General features: G+C 59.8%; 19 protein-coding genes and 1 riboswitch. Of the genes, 10 read left to right on the forward strand and 9 right to left on the reverse strand.

The window, feature by feature from the left end; genetic code table 11:
• Nucleotides 1-88: 88 nt before the first annotated feature.
• Nucleotides 89-1,363 (reverse strand): uracil-xanthine permease family protein, encoded by a 1,275-nt coding sequence (locus tag ACZZ0B_RS01980; RefSeq protein ID WP_008086144.1) that lies wholly within the window; start codon nt 1,361-1,363, stop codon nt 89-91.
• 2 nt (nt 1,364-1,365) lie between these two features.
• Complete coding sequence (gene upp / locus ACZZ0B_RS01985) at nt 1,366-2,004, reverse strand: uracil phosphoribosyltransferase (protein WP_007912842.1); 639 nt, start codon at nt 2,002-2,004, stop codon at nt 1,366-1,368.
• Between the two features lie 174 nt (nt 2,005-2,178).
• On the opposite strand from upp, the gene ACZZ0B_RS01990 reads away from it, so the two are divergent.
• The 3 genes from ACZZ0B_RS01990 (at nt 2,179) to ACZZ0B_RS02000 (ending at nt 3,691) form a co-directional block, all read left to right on the forward strand.
• A complete protein-coding gene (locus tag ACZZ0B_RS01990) occupies nt 2,179-2,736 on the forward strand; it encodes a hypoxanthine-guanine phosphoribosyltransferase (RefSeq protein ID WP_008086142.1) in 558 nt (185 codons plus the stop codon).
• Between the two features lie 124 nt (nt 2,737-2,860).
• Nucleotides 2,861-3,340 (forward strand): hypothetical protein, encoded by a 480-nt coding sequence (locus ACZZ0B_RS01995; protein ID WP_008086141.1) that lies wholly within the window; start codon nt 2,861-2,863, stop codon nt 3,338-3,340.
• A gap of 63 nt (nt 3,341-3,403) precedes the next feature.
• Nucleotides 3,404-3,691, forward strand: a complete 288-nt coding sequence (locus ACZZ0B_RS02000) for a PA4642 family protein (protein ID WP_008086140.1) — start codon at nt 3,404-3,406, stop codon at nt 3,689-3,691.
• Nucleotides 3,692-3,914: 223 nt separating this feature from the next.
• On the opposite strand, the gene mqo is transcribed toward ACZZ0B_RS02000, so the two are convergent.
• Nucleotides 3,915-5,423: a malate dehydrogenase (quinone) gene (mqo, locus tag ACZZ0B_RS02005; protein ID WP_463544273.1), complete on the reverse strand. Its 1,509-nt coding sequence runs from the start codon at nt 5,421-5,423 to the stop codon at nt 3,915-3,917.
• Between the two features lie 401 nt (nt 5,424-5,824).
• Here mqo and ACZZ0B_RS02010 point away from each other — a divergent pair, with 401 nt between their 5' ends.
• Nucleotides 5,825-6,004, forward strand: a complete 180-nt coding sequence (locus ACZZ0B_RS02010; RefSeq protein WP_157173115.1) for a hypothetical protein — start codon at nt 5,825-5,827, stop codon at nt 6,002-6,004.
• 126 nt (nt 6,005-6,130) lie between these two features.
• On the opposite strand, the gene ACZZ0B_RS02015 is transcribed toward ACZZ0B_RS02010, so the two are convergent.
• Nucleotides 6,131-6,364, reverse strand: coding sequence for a hypothetical protein (locus tag ACZZ0B_RS02015; RefSeq protein ID WP_008086138.1), 234 nt, complete (start codon nt 6,362-6,364; stop codon nt 6,131-6,133).
• Between the two features lie 205 nt (nt 6,365-6,569).
• On the opposite strand from ACZZ0B_RS02015, the gene ACZZ0B_RS02020 reads away from it, so the two are divergent.
• Nucleotides 6,570-7,154: a YajG family lipoprotein gene (locus ACZZ0B_RS02020; RefSeq protein ID WP_008086137.1), complete on the forward strand. Its 585-nt coding sequence runs from the start codon at nt 6,570-6,572 to the stop codon at nt 7,152-7,154.
• A 160-nt stretch (nt 7,155-7,314) separates the two neighbouring features.
• On the opposite strand, the gene ACZZ0B_RS02025 is transcribed toward ACZZ0B_RS02020, so the two are convergent.
• Nucleotides 7,315-7,521, reverse strand: coding sequence for a hypothetical protein (locus tag ACZZ0B_RS02025; RefSeq protein WP_008083982.1), 207 nt, complete (start codon nt 7,519-7,521; stop codon nt 7,315-7,317).
• A gap of 193 nt (nt 7,522-7,714) precedes the next feature.
• Between ACZZ0B_RS02025 and ACZZ0B_RS02030 the strand changes: the two genes are divergently transcribed.
• Entirely contained in the window at nt 7,715-7,993 is a 279-nt protein-coding gene (locus ACZZ0B_RS02030; protein ID WP_053123707.1) for a hypothetical protein, read from the forward strand.
• A gap of 140 nt (nt 7,994-8,133) precedes the next feature.
• On the opposite strand, the gene ACZZ0B_RS02035 is transcribed toward ACZZ0B_RS02030, so the two are convergent.
• Nucleotides 8,134-9,297 (reverse strand): 1-acyl-sn-glycerol-3-phosphate acyltransferase, encoded by a 1,164-nt coding sequence (locus tag ACZZ0B_RS02035; protein WP_463544274.1) that lies wholly within the window; start codon nt 9,295-9,297, stop codon nt 8,134-8,136.
• A gap of 142 nt (nt 9,298-9,439) precedes the next feature.
• Here ACZZ0B_RS02035 and ACZZ0B_RS02040 point away from each other — a divergent pair, with 142 nt between their 5' ends.
• The 3 genes from ACZZ0B_RS02040 to ACZZ0B_RS02050 are packed head-to-tail and all read left to right on the forward strand — an operon-like array spanning nt 9,440 to nt 10,552.
• Complete coding sequence (locus ACZZ0B_RS02040) at nt 9,440-9,622, forward strand: CPXCG motif-containing cysteine-rich protein (protein ID WP_007912820.1); 183 nt, start codon at nt 9,440-9,442, stop codon at nt 9,620-9,622.
• Nucleotides 9,623-9,631: 9 nt separating this feature from the next.
• A complete protein-coding gene (locus ACZZ0B_RS02045) occupies nt 9,632-9,892 on the forward strand; it encodes a putative signal transducing protein (protein WP_008083988.1) in 261 nt (86 codons plus the stop codon).
• A gap of 36 nt (nt 9,893-9,928) precedes the next feature.
• Nucleotides 9,929-10,552 carry an SOS response-associated peptidase gene (locus tag ACZZ0B_RS02050; RefSeq protein WP_463544275.1) on the forward strand — a complete coding sequence of 208 codons (624 nt, stop codon included), beginning with the start codon at nt 9,929-9,931 and terminating at the stop codon, nt 10,550-10,552.
• Nucleotides 10,553-10,619: 67 nt separating this feature from the next.
• Here ACZZ0B_RS02050 and ACZZ0B_RS02055 read toward each other — a convergent pair whose 3' ends face one another.
• Nucleotides 10,620-12,761 (reverse strand): methyl-accepting chemotaxis protein, encoded by a 2,142-nt coding sequence (locus ACZZ0B_RS02055; RefSeq protein ID WP_463544276.1) that lies wholly within the window; start codon nt 12,759-12,761, stop codon nt 10,620-10,622.
• A gap of 262 nt (nt 12,762-13,023) precedes the next feature.
• Between ACZZ0B_RS02055 and ACZZ0B_RS02060 the strand changes: the two genes are divergently transcribed.
• Nucleotides 13,024-13,842, forward strand: coding sequence for a M48 family metallopeptidase (locus tag ACZZ0B_RS02060; protein WP_158836139.1), 819 nt, complete (start codon nt 13,024-13,026; stop codon nt 13,840-13,842).
• Between the two features lie 200 nt (nt 13,843-14,042).
• Here the strand turns inward: ACZZ0B_RS02060 and ACZZ0B_RS02065 are convergent, their stop codons facing one another.
• Together ACZZ0B_RS02065 and ACZZ0B_RS02070 are read right to left on the reverse strand one after the other, a co-directional pair.
• Nucleotides 14,043-14,627, reverse strand: a complete 585-nt coding sequence (locus ACZZ0B_RS02065) for a TMEM165/GDT1 family protein (RefSeq protein ID WP_158836137.1) — start codon at nt 14,625-14,627, stop codon at nt 14,043-14,045.
• An 88-nt stretch (nt 14,628-14,715) separates the two neighbouring features.
• A riboswitch (yybP-ykoY riboswitch) is annotated at nt 14,716-14,840 on the reverse strand.
• A 50-nt stretch (nt 14,841-14,890) separates the two neighbouring features.
• Entirely contained in the window at nt 14,891-15,889 is a 999-nt protein-coding gene (locus ACZZ0B_RS02070; protein ID WP_102901153.1) for a class I SAM-dependent methyltransferase, read from the reverse strand.
• Between the last annotated feature and the right edge of the window lie 3 nt (nt 15,890-15,892).

Consider the following 15,892-nt stretch of genomic DNA (forward strand, 5'->3'; position numbering starts at 1 on the left):
GGACGCTCTGCGTCCAGTGACGCGGAGCGTCACGGGCTGCATTCCCACGCAGAGCGTGGGGACGATCACACAGGGTATGAGCCGATCTCTAGATCAGCGGCTCATCCGCCTTCTTGTTCTTCCAGCCGTCATTGCCCGGCAGGATCAGGTTCAGCGCAATCGCCACCACCGCGCACAGCGCGATGCCTTTGAGGCCGAAGTCGTCCGGGCCGGTACCGGTGCCGACCAGCACACCGCCAATCCCGAACACCAGCGTCACCGAGACAATCACCAGATTGCGTGCTTCGCCCAAATCGATCTTGTGACGGATCAGGGTGTTCATGCCCACCGCCGCGATCGAGCCGAACAGCAGGCACAGAATCCCGCCCATCACCGGCACCGGAATGCTTTGCAGCAGTGCACCGAACTTGCCGATGAACGCCAGGGTGATGGCGAAAACCGCCGCCCAGGTCATGATTTTCGGATTGTAGTTTTTGGTCAGCATCACTGCGCCAGTCACTTCGGCGTAGGTGGTGTTTGGCGGGCCGCCGAACAGGCCGGCGGCGGTGGTGGCAATGCCGTCACCGAGCAGGGTGCGGTGCAGGCCTGGCTTCTTCAGGTAATCACGACCGGTCACGCTACCCACGGCAATCACGCCGCCGATGTGCTCGATGGCCGGAGCCAATGCCACCGGAACGATGAACAGGATCGCCTGCCAGTTAAATTCCGGCGCGGTGAAGTGCGGAATCGCAAACCAGGGCGCAGCGGCAATCTTCGCGGTGTCGACCACGCCGAAATAGAACGACATGGCAAAACCGACCAGTACACCGGAGATGATCGGCACCAGACGGAAGATGCCTTTACCGAACACCGCCACGATCAACGTGGTCAGCAGCGCCGGCATCGAGATCAGCATTGCGGTCTGGTAGTGGATCAGTTCCGAACCGTCGCCAGCCTTGCCCATCGCCATGTTCGCGGCAATCGGCGCCATGGCCAGGCCGATAGAGATGATCACCGGGCCAATCACTACCGGCGGCAGCAAACGGTCAATGAAGCCGGTGCCTTTGATCTTCACGGCCAGGCCCAGGAAGGTGTAGACGAAACCGGCCGCCATCACGCCGCCCATGGTCGCGGCGAGGCCGAACTGGCCCTTGGCGAGAATGATCGGAGTGATGAAAGCGAAGCTCGACGCCAGAAACACCGGCACCTGACGCCCGGTGACGATCTGGAACAGAATCGTCCCCAGACCTGCGGTAAACAGTGCCACGTTCGGGTCCAGGCCCGTGATCAGCGGCATCAGCACCAGGGCGCCGAAAGCCACGAACAGCATCTGGGCGCCGGACAGCACCGTGCGCCAGAGCGGATCGTTGAACTCTTGCTGCATGGTTACGCGTCCTTCTGCTTGGTGCCGAAGATCTTGTCACCGGCGTCGCCAAGTCCAGGGATGATGTAACCGTGCTCGTTCAAGCGCTCATCGATGGACGCGGTGTAGATGGTCACGTCCGGGTGAGCTTTTTCTACTGCGGCAATGCCTTCCGGCGCGGCAACCAGCACCATCGCGCGGATGTCTTTGCAGCCAGCCTTTTTCAACAGGTCGATGGTCGCAACCATCGAGCTGCCGGTGGCGAGCATCGGGTCGATGATCATCGCCAACCGTTCGTCGATTTCCGGAACCAGTTTTTCCAGATAGGTGTGCGCTTGCAGGGTTTCTTCGTTACGGGCGACACCCACAGCGGAAACCTTGGCACCCGGGATCAGGCTCAGCACGCCTTCGAGCATGCCGATGCCGGCGCGCAGGATCGGCACGACGGTGATCTTCTTGCCGGCGATCTTCTCGACCGACACGGTGCCGCACCAGCCTGCAATATCGTAGGACTCCAGCGGCAAATCTTTTGTAGCTTCATAGGTCAACAGGGCGCCGACTTCCTGAGCAAGCTCACGGAAGTTCTTGGTGCTGATATCGGCGCGGCGCATCAGGCCGAGTTTATGACGGATCAGCGGATGGCGGATCTCGAGGATGGGCATGGAAAAACTCCGGCGGCGGGCAAAAAAACCGGCCTAGATTAATCTATCCGAGGGTGATGTCCTATAGGACATTCTGTACGTTAGTCCATAAAGGCTTGATTCGGCCCCCCGAGATGCGTACCTTTGCCCGCTTTTCGCAGCCATACCCCCCCACATTCCCCCCTGGAGAGCGCCATGTCCGCTGATCTCGAGCATATCCGTCAAATCATGCGAGAGGCTGACTGCCTGTACACCGAAGCTGAAGTCGAGGCGGCCATCGCCCGTGTCGGTGCACAAATCAACGAACAACTGGCTGACAGCAACCCTGTGGTGTTCTGCGTGATGAACGGCGGCCTGATCTTCTCCGGCAAACTGCTGACGCATCTGCAATTCCCGCTGGAAGCGTCCTACCTGCACGCGACCCGTTATCGCAACGAAACCAGCGGCGGCGACCTGTTCTGGAAAGCCAAGCCGGAAGTCTCGTTCATCGACCGCGACGTGCTGATCATCGACGACATCCTCGACGAAGGTCACACCCTGGGCGCGATCATCGACTTCTGCAAACACGCCGGCGCGCGCAAAGTGCACACCGCCGTGCTGATCGACAAGGATCACGACCGCAAGGCGCGTCCTGACCTGAAAGCCGATTTCGTCGGCCTGCCGTGCATCGACCGCTACATCTTCGGTTACGGCATGGACTACAAAGGCTACTGGCGCAACGCCAACGGGATTTTTGCCGTTAAAGGCATGTAAGCAAGATCAAAAGATCGCAGCCTTCGGCAGCTCCTACAGGTTCAATGTAGGAGCTGCGGAACGCTGCGATCTTTTGCTTTTAATCCCATGCTAGAGTGCTCGGCCCCGCCCCCCGGAGCCTGTCATGCGCCTCTTGATCCGCAGCCTCGCCGCCCTGTTGCTGGCCCTCAGCCTGCCGCTGTCCGCCGCGCCGATGCACAGCCAATTCCTGCCGCCGGACGATCTGACCGTACGCGATGCCGAGCCCGAGCAGCAGCAACTCATGCAGGTCACCGACTATTCCGTTGTGGTGGGCGCGCAACGCCAGTCCAATCAACAACCGATCCCGGTCACCTCACCGCTGCTGATCCGCCTCAAGGGCAAGTCCCTGAACAAAGGCGCGACCATCACACAAGTGCTGGTCAATTTCGATGGCGAAAGCAAAAGCCTGAAAAAGCCGATCTACGACGACAAGAGCAAAACCCTGACGTTGTTTTATCCACAGGCCCAATACCGGGTGATCATCGATTTGCTGCGCAATGACACCGTGTATGTGCAGTTCCTCAGTTACGCCAATGGCCATATCTGGGCCGATTTGCACACCGGCAGCACGCGTTCGCGTTGAGCCCGGCGGCAGGGCAGGGGTAAACTGCCCGCCCCGTGTAATGTCTGCGAGCTGGAGTCGGCAATGCGTAAAGATAAGAAACAAGTGATTGGTGACGAGATCGGCGATGAGCAGATCAAGCTGTTCCTCGATTTTGAGCCGGTCGACGCCACTTCGCCGTCGCTGCACAAACTGATCAAGGCTTACCGTGGCTTGCGCATCGATGACTTCGAGCGCTTCCTGGGCTTCTTCGTTGCAGCTGGCTACGACGTCGATGGCAAGGACGAGCAAGGCAAGACCTTTGTTGACCTGATCGCCGATCAGCGCAACGCGCCGGAATACATCGAACTGATCGAAAAGTCCCGCACGTGAGGTATCCCCAATAACTGTGGCGAGGGGATTTATCCCCGTTCGGCTGCGCAGCAGTCGCATAACCAAAAAATGCGGTTTGCCTGACACACCTTATCAGCAGGTTTTGGGGCCGCTTCGCAGCCCAGCGGGGATAAATCCCCTCGCCACAGAAGTCGTGCCAATGTTCACGCGTAAAAAAACGCCCCGCACTCTCTGAGTCCGGGGCGTTTTTTATGCGGCGTGATCAAGCGTAGCTTGGTGTCTCGCTGCTTTCTTCAACCAGTTCCAGCGCGATGTTGTTCTGCGTGTTGATCTTGCGATACAGCGCAGCATCGGTCTCCAGCACCTTTTCACGGGCCGGGAAGATCTCTGCCAGTTTGCCAGCCCACTCACCCTTGGCCTTGGCCGGGAAGCACTTCTCGATCAGTTCCAGCATGATCGAAACGGTCACCGAGGCACCCGGCGAAGCACCGAGCAGGGCGGCGAGGGAACCGTCCTTGGCCGACACCAGTTCGGTACCGAACTGCAGGATGCCGCCCTTTTTCGGGTCTTTCTTGATGATCTGCACCCGTTGGCCGGCCACTTCCAGGCGCCAGTCTTCGGCTTTCGCTTCAGGGTAGAAACGGCGCAGGGAATCCAGACGCTGCTCCATTGACTGCATCACTTCGCTGACCAGGTACTTGGTCAGGTCCATGTTGTTTTTCGCCACGGCCAGCATCGGCCCGATGTTGCCGGCGCGAACCGACAGCGGCAGGTCCATGAAGGAACCGTGCTTGAGGAACTTGGTGGTGAAACCGGCGTATGGCCCGAACAGCAGGGATTTCTTGCCGTCGACCACGCGGGTGTCCAGATGCGGCACCGACATCGGTGGCGAACCCACGGCGGCCTGGCTGTAAACCTTGGCCTGGTGGTGTTTGACCACTTCCGGGTTGTCGCAACGCAGCCACTGGCCGCTGATCGGGAAGCCGCCGAAGCCTTTGCTTTCTTCGATGCCCGACGCCTGCAGCAACGGCAGCGCCGCGCCGCCCGCGCCGAGGAAGACGAATTTGGCGTCGACTTCGCGGGTACTGCCGCTGTTGACGTCCTTGATGCTGACGGTCCAGCCGCTGCCGTTACGCTTGAGGCCGGTCACGCGCTTGCAGTATTTGACTTGCGTGTCCGGGGCGCTGGTCAGGTGCTTGAGCAACTGATTGGTCAGCGCGCCGAAGTTGACGTCGGTGCCGTTCATCACGCGGGTCGCAGCGAGGACTTCGTCCGGCGAGCGGCCCGGCATCATCAGCGGCATCCACTCGGCCATTTTGGCCTTGTCTTCGGTGTATTCCATGTCGGAGAAAGCGTGGTGCTTGCTCAACACGTCAAAGCGTTCCTTGAGGAACGACACACCTTTGTCGCCCTGGACGAAACTCAGGTGCGGTACCGGGCTGATGAAGGATTTGCACGAGCCGAAGGTGCCTTGCTTGGTCAGGTACGACCAGAACTGCTTCGACACCTCGAACTGGGTGTTGATGTGCACGGCTTTCTTGATGTCGACGGTGCCATCAGCGGCTTGCGGCGTGTAGTTCAGCTCGCACAGGCCGGCGTGACCGGTACCGGCGTTGTTCCACGGGTTGGAACTCTCCGCAGCACCGGAATCCATCAGCTCGACGACTTCCAGCTTGATCGCGGGGTCGAGCTCTTTGAGCAGTACGGCAAGGGTGGCACTCATGATGCCGGCCCCAACCAGTACTACGTCGACTGCTTCGTTATGCGCCATTTAACGCGTCTCCAAAATCTGCAGCACCAAATTGTCGGCATGGCTGCCAGGCGTTCCGGGACAGATCAGTTGTGCCCCAGCTATCCGTGGTCAGGTCGCCATGTCCGAATCTTCGCAATTTTTCGCAACTTCGACGGATGCGTGCGGCCAGGCTTCAAGAGCTCCATGAACTCATTTCAGCACGTGGCTGGCAATTCGACTTATGGTCGAGACATCCGTTTTTGTGCAACCAAATCCGTAGCGGACAGGCTTCAGGCTCCGATATTCGAGGTATACCCGGTCCTGTGTCGTTGGGCTGTTTCAGACGCTAATGGTGCATGTTCAGACGCAAAACTTTTCATTTGCTCGCCACACTCTTGTGAAGTTGTGAAAACCCGTTTTTTTCACGCTCTTTTGAAGACGTGAACCTCAAAAAAGGGCTGTCCGGGCTTGGCACCATGCCCGAGGGCAAAAACAACGCGGCGGCCGAGCGTCATGACAGCTCTGCAGATTCGCGAAAAGCGGGGTTTTTGCCGGAAGAACAGGCAAGCGCGCCAACTTCACTCGATCTGTGTGGGCGGCTCTCTGTGGGCGATTTTTGATGTCGATGCATGTGCATTGACGCTGTTGCGGGGCCCGATCAGGAGACGTCCTTATAATCGGGGGGAGATTGTATCGAAGAAATGCGGGCAGTTGCTCGTGTTTAATGACTTTTATTAGGCATCCGGTCAGATGCTCAACATCGCCTGCACCCGTGCGCGGGGCTGCGACACCATGACGCGGGCGCTGGCGGGCAGTGGCTGGTGCAACCAGTTGAGGCGAATTTCCTCGATTTCCACCCAACCGTCGCCCATCGGTTGCAGGCTGCACTGCTTGAATGCCTGGCAATGGCCGTTGCGGTCGAGCAGGGCGAAGCTGCGGTGCAGCGGACGAGGGGCGAACAACGAGATCAGATAACGCATGGTCGAGTACCTTGTTGGAGGACTGGTTTGGAGGTTGGCAAAGGGCCGTGACGTCAACGTGTATGACAGGTGAACAATCTGTGACAGGAACCGCGTTCGGCAGGGTTTGTCAGACATTGCAGTATTCGCTGTCGGGTGCTGGTGACCCGCAGTGGCCCACCGCTATACTGCCGGCCTGTTTGTGCCTGATTCTGGAGAGAAGAGCATGTTGCAACGCCTGTTGTTCGGTTTGATCACTGTGGCCGGTTTGACTCTGGCCGGCTGCGCCCACAGCCCGCAACAACTGAATCCGGAGCCGAAGCTGACCACGCAGTTGCCTGCGGTCGGCCGTGGCCAGCCCGTTGTCGTGCGTGTGGTTGACGGTCGTCCGTCGCCAACCCTCGGCACCCGTGGCGGCCTGTACCCGGAAACCAGCGCCATCACCGTGCAGCGCGAGCAGATCCTGCCGAAGTTGCAGGCTCAGGCTGAAGCCGCCGTGCGTCTGTTGGGCTTCACCCCGACCAACAACGCGCCGAATGCGCCGCAGCTGACCGTGACCCTGGCCGAGCTGAAATACCAGTCGCCGAAAGAAGGCATGTACGTGACCGAGGCGACCATCGGCGCGACCTTCCGCTCCGACGTGCAGAACGCAAACCGCCGTTACAGCGGCCGTTACGGTGCGTCGCTGGACCAGCGTTTCGGCATGGCGCCGAACCAGGAAACCAACACCAAGCTGGTGAGCGATGTGTTGAGTGATGCGCTGACGCGTCTGTTCAAGGACCCGACCGTGGGTCAGGTGCTCGCCGAGTAAGCTGTCGGCAGATGCAAAAAAGCCCGGTGCCAGTGATGGCCCCGGGCTTTTTCATGCAGATCGATTCCCTGTAGGAGCTGCCGAAGGCTGCGATCTTTTGATCTTAAAACCAACATCAAAAGATCGCAGCCTTCGGCAGCTCCTACATGGGGGATTTCATTCAGGCGGCCTGGGAGTAGAAGTCGAGGACGCTGACGCCGGTCAGCAGGTCGGTCTCGGGCAAATCGGCATGTTGATGCCCGCCGAGGGCGCAATACACCAGCCAGTGGCGATCCTGAACATTGAAGGCAAGGCTGCCAACGAGGCTTTGTTGTTCGTCGTAAGGGGTGATGAGGTAGAGACGATCCTGGTTTTCAGCGTGAAGCATGTCGCGTTCCATGTGCGTTTCGAGGCGCGCAGGGTGCTACATCCACATGACGATGCCGTGACACAGGACAGCCATCGGTCGAATGTCATGTAATTTGTCGCAAAGGCTGGGGCAGAGGAGGACGGTTTCGGTAGAATCCGCGCCGCGGTCGTCGATCTGGCGCCTGTCATACCGGTTTAGATAGAGGTCTGTGATGTCGCTGCACTTGATGACGCTGTTTACCGCCCATCCCGCCAAATTGATCAACCTGCTGGCGCTGCTGTTGGCGTTTCCCGGCAGTTGGCTGTTGCACGCCACCCGTCGCCGTGAACAGCGCGCGATGGCCAGTATTGCCGCTCAGCGCAACGCGCAGCCGAACGCCGAGCCCATTCTTGATTGGGCGACCTTGCGCATGAACCGGTTTTTCTATCGATTTGGTTTTGCTTGCCTGGGGCTGGCACTGATCGTCTCGTGGATCAGCACGCGTTACTGAATCTGATGCAAAACCTGTGGCGAGGGGATTTATCCCCGTTGGGGCGCGCAGCGCCCCCAGTTTTTACCTGAGAAAAACAGGGCCTGCTGCGCAGTCCAGCGGGGATAAATCCCCTCGCCACAATTGCTCAGCGCTGTTGATTAAAGCGGCAGCCCGGCTTTTACGCGGTACTGATTGCGCACCGGCGTCGCATATTGCAGCACCAGATACGGACGGTGCTCTGCAGGGCACGCGCCCAGCCGGCTTTGCCATTCTTCCTGGGCCTTGGCCAGTTCATCGGCCGGGAACACTTCGGCAGCCTTCGGCACATTCAATTGCGCATCAGCATCGGCCCACTGCGCATACGCCAGGTAATGCACCGGGAATAACCGGTAGCCGCCAAGAATCTGCTTGTCCATCTCGACTGCCAATTGCTTGGTGTCTTCGAACAGCTCGGTGATTGGCGGTGCGAAGTTCACGTGCACCCGGCCCTTGTAGCCGGTGATGCCCTTGGCGATGCTCACGTCATCCTCGCCCGGCGCTTTCGCGTAGGTGCCGGTGGTGGCGCGGATATACAGCTCTCGAGCCTTGGCCTGGTCGCACGGGTCGTACTCGTAGCTGATCGACACCGGGGTGACGTTCAGCGAGCGAATGACTTCGCCGAACGGCTCGTCCTTGCGGCTCATGTGGAACATCTTGAGGATCGCCGACTCGGTGCGGTCATCGCCGTCCTTCGCCCGACCTTCAGCCTGCGCGATCCAGATCGAGGCGCAATCGTTGCGGATCGAGTGGTTGATGTACGCCGACAACAGCTGATACGCGGCCATCTTCTCGCGACGGCCGCTGATCGAACGGTGGACGATGAAGCTCTTGTTCAGGCGCATCAAGTCGCTGACAAACGGCTTCTGCAGCAGGTTGTCGCCAATCGCAATGCGCGGCGTCGGCAGGCCGGCGTGGTACACGGCGTAGTTGACGAAGGCCGGGTCCATGACGATGTCGCGGTGGTTGGCGATGAACAGATAGGCGCTGCCCGACTTGAATTGCTCGACACCGGTGTAGGTCACGCCGTCGGTGGCGCGCTCGATGGTGTGGTCGACGTAGGACTCGACCTTGTCCTGCAACGTCGCCACCGAGGTCACGTCGGCGAACTCACGACGCAGCCGATGGGCTATAAGTGGTTTGAGCATCCAGCCGAAGGCACCGGCAAAACGCGGGAAGCGGAAGTGGGTGAGGATATCTAGAAACGCCTTGTCGCCGAGCAGTCTTGCCAGTACCACAGGTACTTCGCTGTCGTCGTAAGGTCGGATGGCATCGAATTCGCCCATCATGCTCTCTTGTTGGAAACGGCTAGGGTAAGTAAAGGTTTTGATCGAAAACCAACGGGGCACGGTCTGAAAAGGTAGCCAGACAAAAATAGCCCTGCAAATAGACCGGCGATTATACGCACAAGTCACTTGGGAGACCGCGATGCTGGAACCTGCTGAATACGAATGTCCTTATTGTGGGGAAACGGTCGAGACGTCAGTGGACCTGTCCGGTGGCGATCAGACCTATATCGAAGATTGTCAGGTGTGTTGCCGGCCAATCACGTTTGTCTTGCAGGTACACGAAGAGGACTGGTTTCTGGAAGTCTTCAGCGAAAACGAGTGAGGCGCGCCCATGCAGCGAATCTACGAGCCGGAAAACCTGATGGAAGGCGAAATGCTCAAGGGCATGCTTGCCAGCGAAGGCATCGAGGCGCATCTGGTTGGCCGCGATTTGCTCGGTGGTACGGGCGAATTGCCGATCTTCGGGTTGTTGGCACTGTCCGTCGATAACGACCAGGCCGAATACGCCCGCGAGTTGATCACCGCGTACAATGCCGCGCTGCCGCTGCCCGGCGATGAACCGGAGAGCTTCCCCGGGACGCTGGTCTGTTAGGCTGAGCTTCGTTTTACTTCAGAGTCGTGTTGCCCCATGTGTGGACGTTATGCCCTGTTTCGCTGGAACCGCGATTTCGCGGCCCTGCCAGGTTTTCCCGCCGATCAGCAGGCGCAGTGGAACATTTCCCCCAATGATTCGGTGTTGATGCTGCGTGCTGGTGAAGACGGCGAGCGCACCCTGGCCCGCGCGCGTTGGGGGCTGACGCCGCCGTGGCTGACCGATCTGTCGAAAACCCCGGCGCATGCCCGCGCGGAAACCGTGGCCGAACAACCGATGTTTCGTGAGGCGCTGCGCCAGCGTCGCTGCCTGCTGCCGGCGAACGGGTTTTACGAATGGCGCGGGACCCAGCGCAAGCGGCCGTTCTGGCTGACGCCGGGCGAGGGTTCGTCGCTGTTTTTTGCGGCGATCTGGGAGGCGTATCCGGTGCAGGAACAGGTCTGGTTGAGTACGGCGGTGATTACTCAGCCGGCGTCGAGTCAACGCCGGCCGTTGATTCTTGATGAGGCAGGGCAGGCGGCATGGCTTGATCCGGAGACGCCGTTGCATGTGCTGCAAGGCTTGCTCGCCAGCGAACCGGTCGCATTGCGTGAGCGGGTGTTGGCGAACCTGATCAATGATCCCAAACTCAATGGGCCGGAGTGCCTGACCCCGGGTTAATTTGAAAAGCGAAAAGATCGCAGCCTCTGTAGGAGCTGCCGAAGGCTGCGATCTTTTGATCTTGCCCTTAAACCTTGAACTGATTGATCAACCGCCGCTGCTGTTCCGCCAACTTTGTCAAATCGGCGCTCGCCGAGCTCGACTCATCCGCACCGCCCGCCACTTCATTGGCCACCTGTCCAATGTTGATCACGTTGCGATTGATGTCATCCGCCACCGCGCTCTGCTCTTCCGCCGCACTGGCAATCTGCGTGTTCATGTCGTTGATCACCGATACCGCCTGGGTAATCGTCTCCAGCGCCTCAGCCGCTTTCGCCGCGTGCTGCACGCTTTCGTCGGTGCGGTTCTGACTGTCTTCCATGACCCGCACCACGTCGCGGGTGCCCTGTTGCAGTTGCTGGATCATGCTCTGGATTTCTTCGGTGGCTTTCTGCGTCTTCTGCGCCAGATTGCGCACCTCATCCGCCACCACCGCGAAACCGCGACCTTGCTCGCCGGCACGTGCCGCTTCAATCGCCGCGTTCAGCGCGAGCAAATTGGTCTGCTCGGCGATCCCGCGAATCGCTGTGAGGATCGCGTTGATGTTCTCGCTGTCCTTCGCCAGCGTCTGTACCACGCCCACGGCTTTGCCGATTTCCAGCGCCAGCACGCCGATCGAATTGGACGTGTCGCGGACGATCTGCATGCCCTGACTGGCCGCTTGATCGGCATGGCTGGCGGCTTGTGCAGCCTGCGTCGCATTGCGCGCAACGTCCTGCGCGGTGGCGGTCATTTCCTGCACGGCGGTGGCGACCTGATCGATCTCGGCCATTTGTTTCTGGATGCCGATGTTGGTGCGAATCGCGATGTCGGCGGTGTGCTCCGAGGAATCGCTGACGCTTTGCACCGACGTCACCACCTGCGTGATCATCGCCTGCAATTTGGCCAGGAAGGTGTTGAAGCCCTTGGCGATCGAACCGAGTTCATCGCTGCGATCACTGCTCAAGCGGCGGGTCAGGTCACCTTCACCCTGAGCGATGTCGTTGAGCATCGCGACCATCTGCTTCAACGGCCGGGCAATACCGTGGCCGACCAGCCAGATCACCAGCAGGCCAAGGCCGGCGATCAGCAGACCGACCATGGCCATGCCGAAGGTGTCGGACTTGCGTTGCGCATCGAGGTCGCCCTGCAGTTTCTGCAGATCGGCCATCACCGCGTTAAGCGGCAATTGCAGCATCAGTGTCCAGCGCGCGTCGGTCTGGCCGATGCCGAACGGCAGGTACAACTCAATGCGGCCCTTGTCCTTGTTGACCGAGTAAGTCACTTCGCCGCTCTTGAGATTGGCCATGTTGGCCGTTTGCTCGGCGTCGAGGATATCGCTGATTTTCTCGCCGAATTTGCTCGGGTCCTTGGTGTAGGCAACGATCCGGCCATTGCCGCCGACCAAGGCCATTTCACCGGCGCCGCTGTAGAGCTTCTGGTTCGCGCCGAGGAGCATTTCCTGGATGAAGTTCACCGACAGGTCGGCGCCGACGATGCCCTGGAAGGTGCCGTTGAGCATGATCGGTTCAATGAAGGAGGCGAGCATGACGATCTTGTCGCCGACCTTGTACGGTGCCGGATCGATCACGCAGGACTTTTTGCTCTCTTTCGAGCACAGGTAGTACTCGCTGGCGCGCACGCCGGTGGAGAGGACTTTCTGGTCATCGACGTCGGCCAGTTTGTCCAGGCCCAGCGTGCCGTCGTCATTGCGGAACCACCATGGCAGAAAGCGCCCGTTGGCCGCATCGATGCCGACCACGCCGGTGCCGACGTAAGCCGCGTCATTCTGATCGAGGGCGTTTTTCTCCCAGCCGATGTAGGTGCCGAGGATCTTCGGGTTCTTTTCGACGTTCTCTTTGATCAGGCTGATCAGTTGTTCGCGGCTGACATTCACGCGCGGCTGACCATCGGCGCCCGGCGTGCCGAGCAGGGCGTTGACCCGTACCAGGCCGCCGGCAATCAGCAGCGGCGCTTCGAGCTCGCGCTGGATCTGGCTGACCTGGGTTTGCGCCAGAGAAGTCAGGCGTTGTTCGATGACTTGCTCGAACTGCGCCTGGGTGCGCTGCTGCACCATCTCCTGGGTGCGGGCGCCGGCAAACAGCGCATACAGCACCAGCGCCGCCACCACGCTGAGCACAATGGCGCCGGCCAGGGCGGCGACGGAAAACTGGATCGACTTGAACTTCATGGGAGCTCCGCACGCAAGAGGACGTCTGCGGTGATGTATCGGCAGCGGGCAGGGCGCCATGAGCGTGGCAGGGTGGAATTGGCAGAGCATGTCGCAAATGGATCACTGCGTGCCGCAGTTGTTGTGGGCTGGTCGGTGGCGTGAATTTTTTACGACAGCCGCGGTGGGAAATATCTGAAAGTCGCTACAACACGTCCGTTGTATCTGGCGCCGATACAATTACCCGCCTAGGATACGCGACAGGTTTTCAGGGAGCTTTTGAATGAACAAGACATTGGTTGTAAGTGCACTGAGCGCAGCGCTGTTGCTGGCCGGTTGTCAGTCGGTCAACACCACCAGCGGCGGCGCCGTGGGGGTGGAGCGCAAGCAGTACATGTTCAGCATGCTGTCCTCGCAAGAGGTCGACCAGATGTATGCCCAGTCGTATCAGAAGACCGTCGGCGAGGCGTCCAGCAAAGGTGTGCTGGACAAGACCAGCCCTGAGGCCAAGCGGGTTCAGGCGATTGCCAACCGTTTGATCGCCCAGGCGCCTAACTTCCGCCCGGATGCCGCGCAATGGCAGTGGGAAGTCAATCTGATCAAGAGTGACGAACTCAACGCCAACTGCGGGCCTGGCGGCAAGATCATTTTCTACACCGGGCTGATCGACAGCCTGAAACTCACCGACGATGAAATCGCCGCGGTCATGGGCCATGAAATCGCCCACGCCCTGCGCGAGCACGGTCGTGAAGCGATGTCCAAGGCGTACGGGATTGAAATGGCCAAGCAGGGCGCAGGCGCATTGCTTGGTCTGGGTCAGGACAGTCTGGCGCTGGCCGACACCGTGGCCAACTACGGCATGACCCTGCCGAACAGCCGCGCCAACGAAAACGAAGCCGACCTGATTGGTCTGGAACTGGCTGCTCGTGCCGGCTACAACCCGAACGCCGCGATCACCTTGTGGAACAAGATGAGCAAGGCCTCGGAAGGTTCGCCGCCGGAGTTCATGAGCACTCACCCGGCGTCGGCCAGCCGGATCGCTTCGCTGCAGGCGGCGATTCCAAAAGTCATGCCGCTGTACGAACAAGCCCCGAAGTCCTAAGAGTCGAAGGACACAACGATTCTTCAGGTTGAGAGGGCTGTTGTGGCGAGGGGATTTATCCCCGATGGGCTGCGAAGCAGCCCCAAAACCTGCAAATGCGTTATGTCTGACACTCTGAGGCAGCAGGTTTGGGGGCGCTTCGCGCCCCATCGGGGATAAATCCCCTCACCACAGGTTTTGGGTGGTTCAGTAGACGGGGGTTAAACCCAGCCGCTGCTCTGCATCGCCTTGTACACCGCCACAATTGCCAGAATCATGAACGCCGAAGCCGCCAGGCGACGGATCAAGGTCAGCGGCAATTTGTCGGCAGCAAAATTACCCGCCAACACCACCGGCACGTTGGCAATCAACATGCCCGCCGTCGTCCCGATAATCACCAGCCACAGTTCCGGGTATTGCGCGGCGAGCATCACCGTCGCGACCTGAGTCTTGTCACCCATTTCAGCCAGGAAAAACGCGATCAGCGTGGTCAGGAACGGCCCGAACTTGCGTGCGGTGCTGGTTTCATCGTCGTCCATTTTGTCCGGGACCAGTGTCCACAGCGCGGTGGCCGTGAAGCTTGCGGCGAGAATCCAGTGCAGGACCGAGTCTGAGAAGAAACTGCCGAACCAGGCGCCGACCGCGCCGGCTGCTGCGTGGTTGGCCAGGGTCGCGGCGACAATACCGGCAATGATCGGCCAGGGTTTGCGGAAGCGAGCGGCGAGAATCAGCGCGAGCAGTTGCGTCTTGTCGCCGATTTCGGCCAAGGCAACGATTGCGGTGGGAACGAGTAACGAGTCCAGCATCAGGATTTTCCTAAGGGGCGGGTCGACACGGCTATGACACGTACAGCCTTCCCGCCCCGGGTAAGGTGTGCGTGTCATAGGTCTTGTCAAACCCTGCGATCCGTCTGCTGCGGACGCTTGGGTCGCATACGCCATGATCTGAGGATCAAGTATGTTGACGTATGCCGGACGAGCTTGGCGCTCGTGGGAGACTACTCCCCTAGGACGGAGCGGATTCTGCCTAGGCAAATCCGATTGAGCAAGCCTCTTTTTTGAAAGAAGTTCTAGCCGCGCTTGGCCCGGTAGATGCGGAAACCATTGCCTTCGGCCTTGATCGCACACACGCCCAGATGCTCCTCGATCAGCGGTTGATACTTGAGAAAGCTGTTGGCGACCAAGCGCAGTTCGCCGCCGTTTTTCAGATGTTTGGCCGCTTTTCGCAGCAAGTTCTCGGTAGCGAAATAATCGGTGTGCACGCCGACATGGAACGGCGGGTTGCTCAGAATCGCGTTCAACCCCATCGGCGCCGCATCGATACCGTCACCGGTCAGCACCTCGGCTTCCAGACCGTTGGCGGCCAAGGTCAAGCGACTGCTGGCAGCAGCAAACGCATCGACGTCGAGCAACGTCACCTGATTGTGCGGATAGCGACGTTTGACCGCAGCGCCCAACACACCGGCACCGCAACCGAAATCGAGCAGATGGCCGCTCGGCAACTTGTCCAGATGCTCCAGCAACAAAGCGCTGCCGCGATCCAGTCGGCCGTGGCTGAACACGCCCGGCAGGCTGATGACTTTCAACGGGCCTTCAGCCAGTGGCAATTCATAAGTCTGCGCCAGGCTTTCCAGGGATTTCGCTTCAGGGGCATTGGCCACGGTCACTTGCCAGAGTTGGCAGTGCCGCGCGCTGTCGAGCTTGCGTGGCTTGCCGAACGGGTTGAGCTGTTTGGAGGCGCCTTCGATGCCGCTGCGCTTTTCCCCGACCAGAAACACTTCGCGCCCAGCCAGACGCGAAGCCACGGCATTGAGGATGTAATCGGTCAGGTCCTTGGACTTGGGCAAGAACACCACCGCGCTGTCGAACTCACGCTCCGGGACATTCACGCCGAAATGGCTGCGACCTTCGAAACGGGCGTCCAGCGCCGCTTGATCGCCGGCATGCCAGCACCAGCCGAACGCATTGGGCAAGCGCCCGAGCAAATCATCGGCGGGCAAACCGGCGAGCAACAACGATCCTTGAAACAACTCGGGCTGACGAAGCAGTACTTCACTGCGCGGATCCATAAC

Source organism: Pseudomonas sp. AC247 (genome assembly GCF_979258015.1).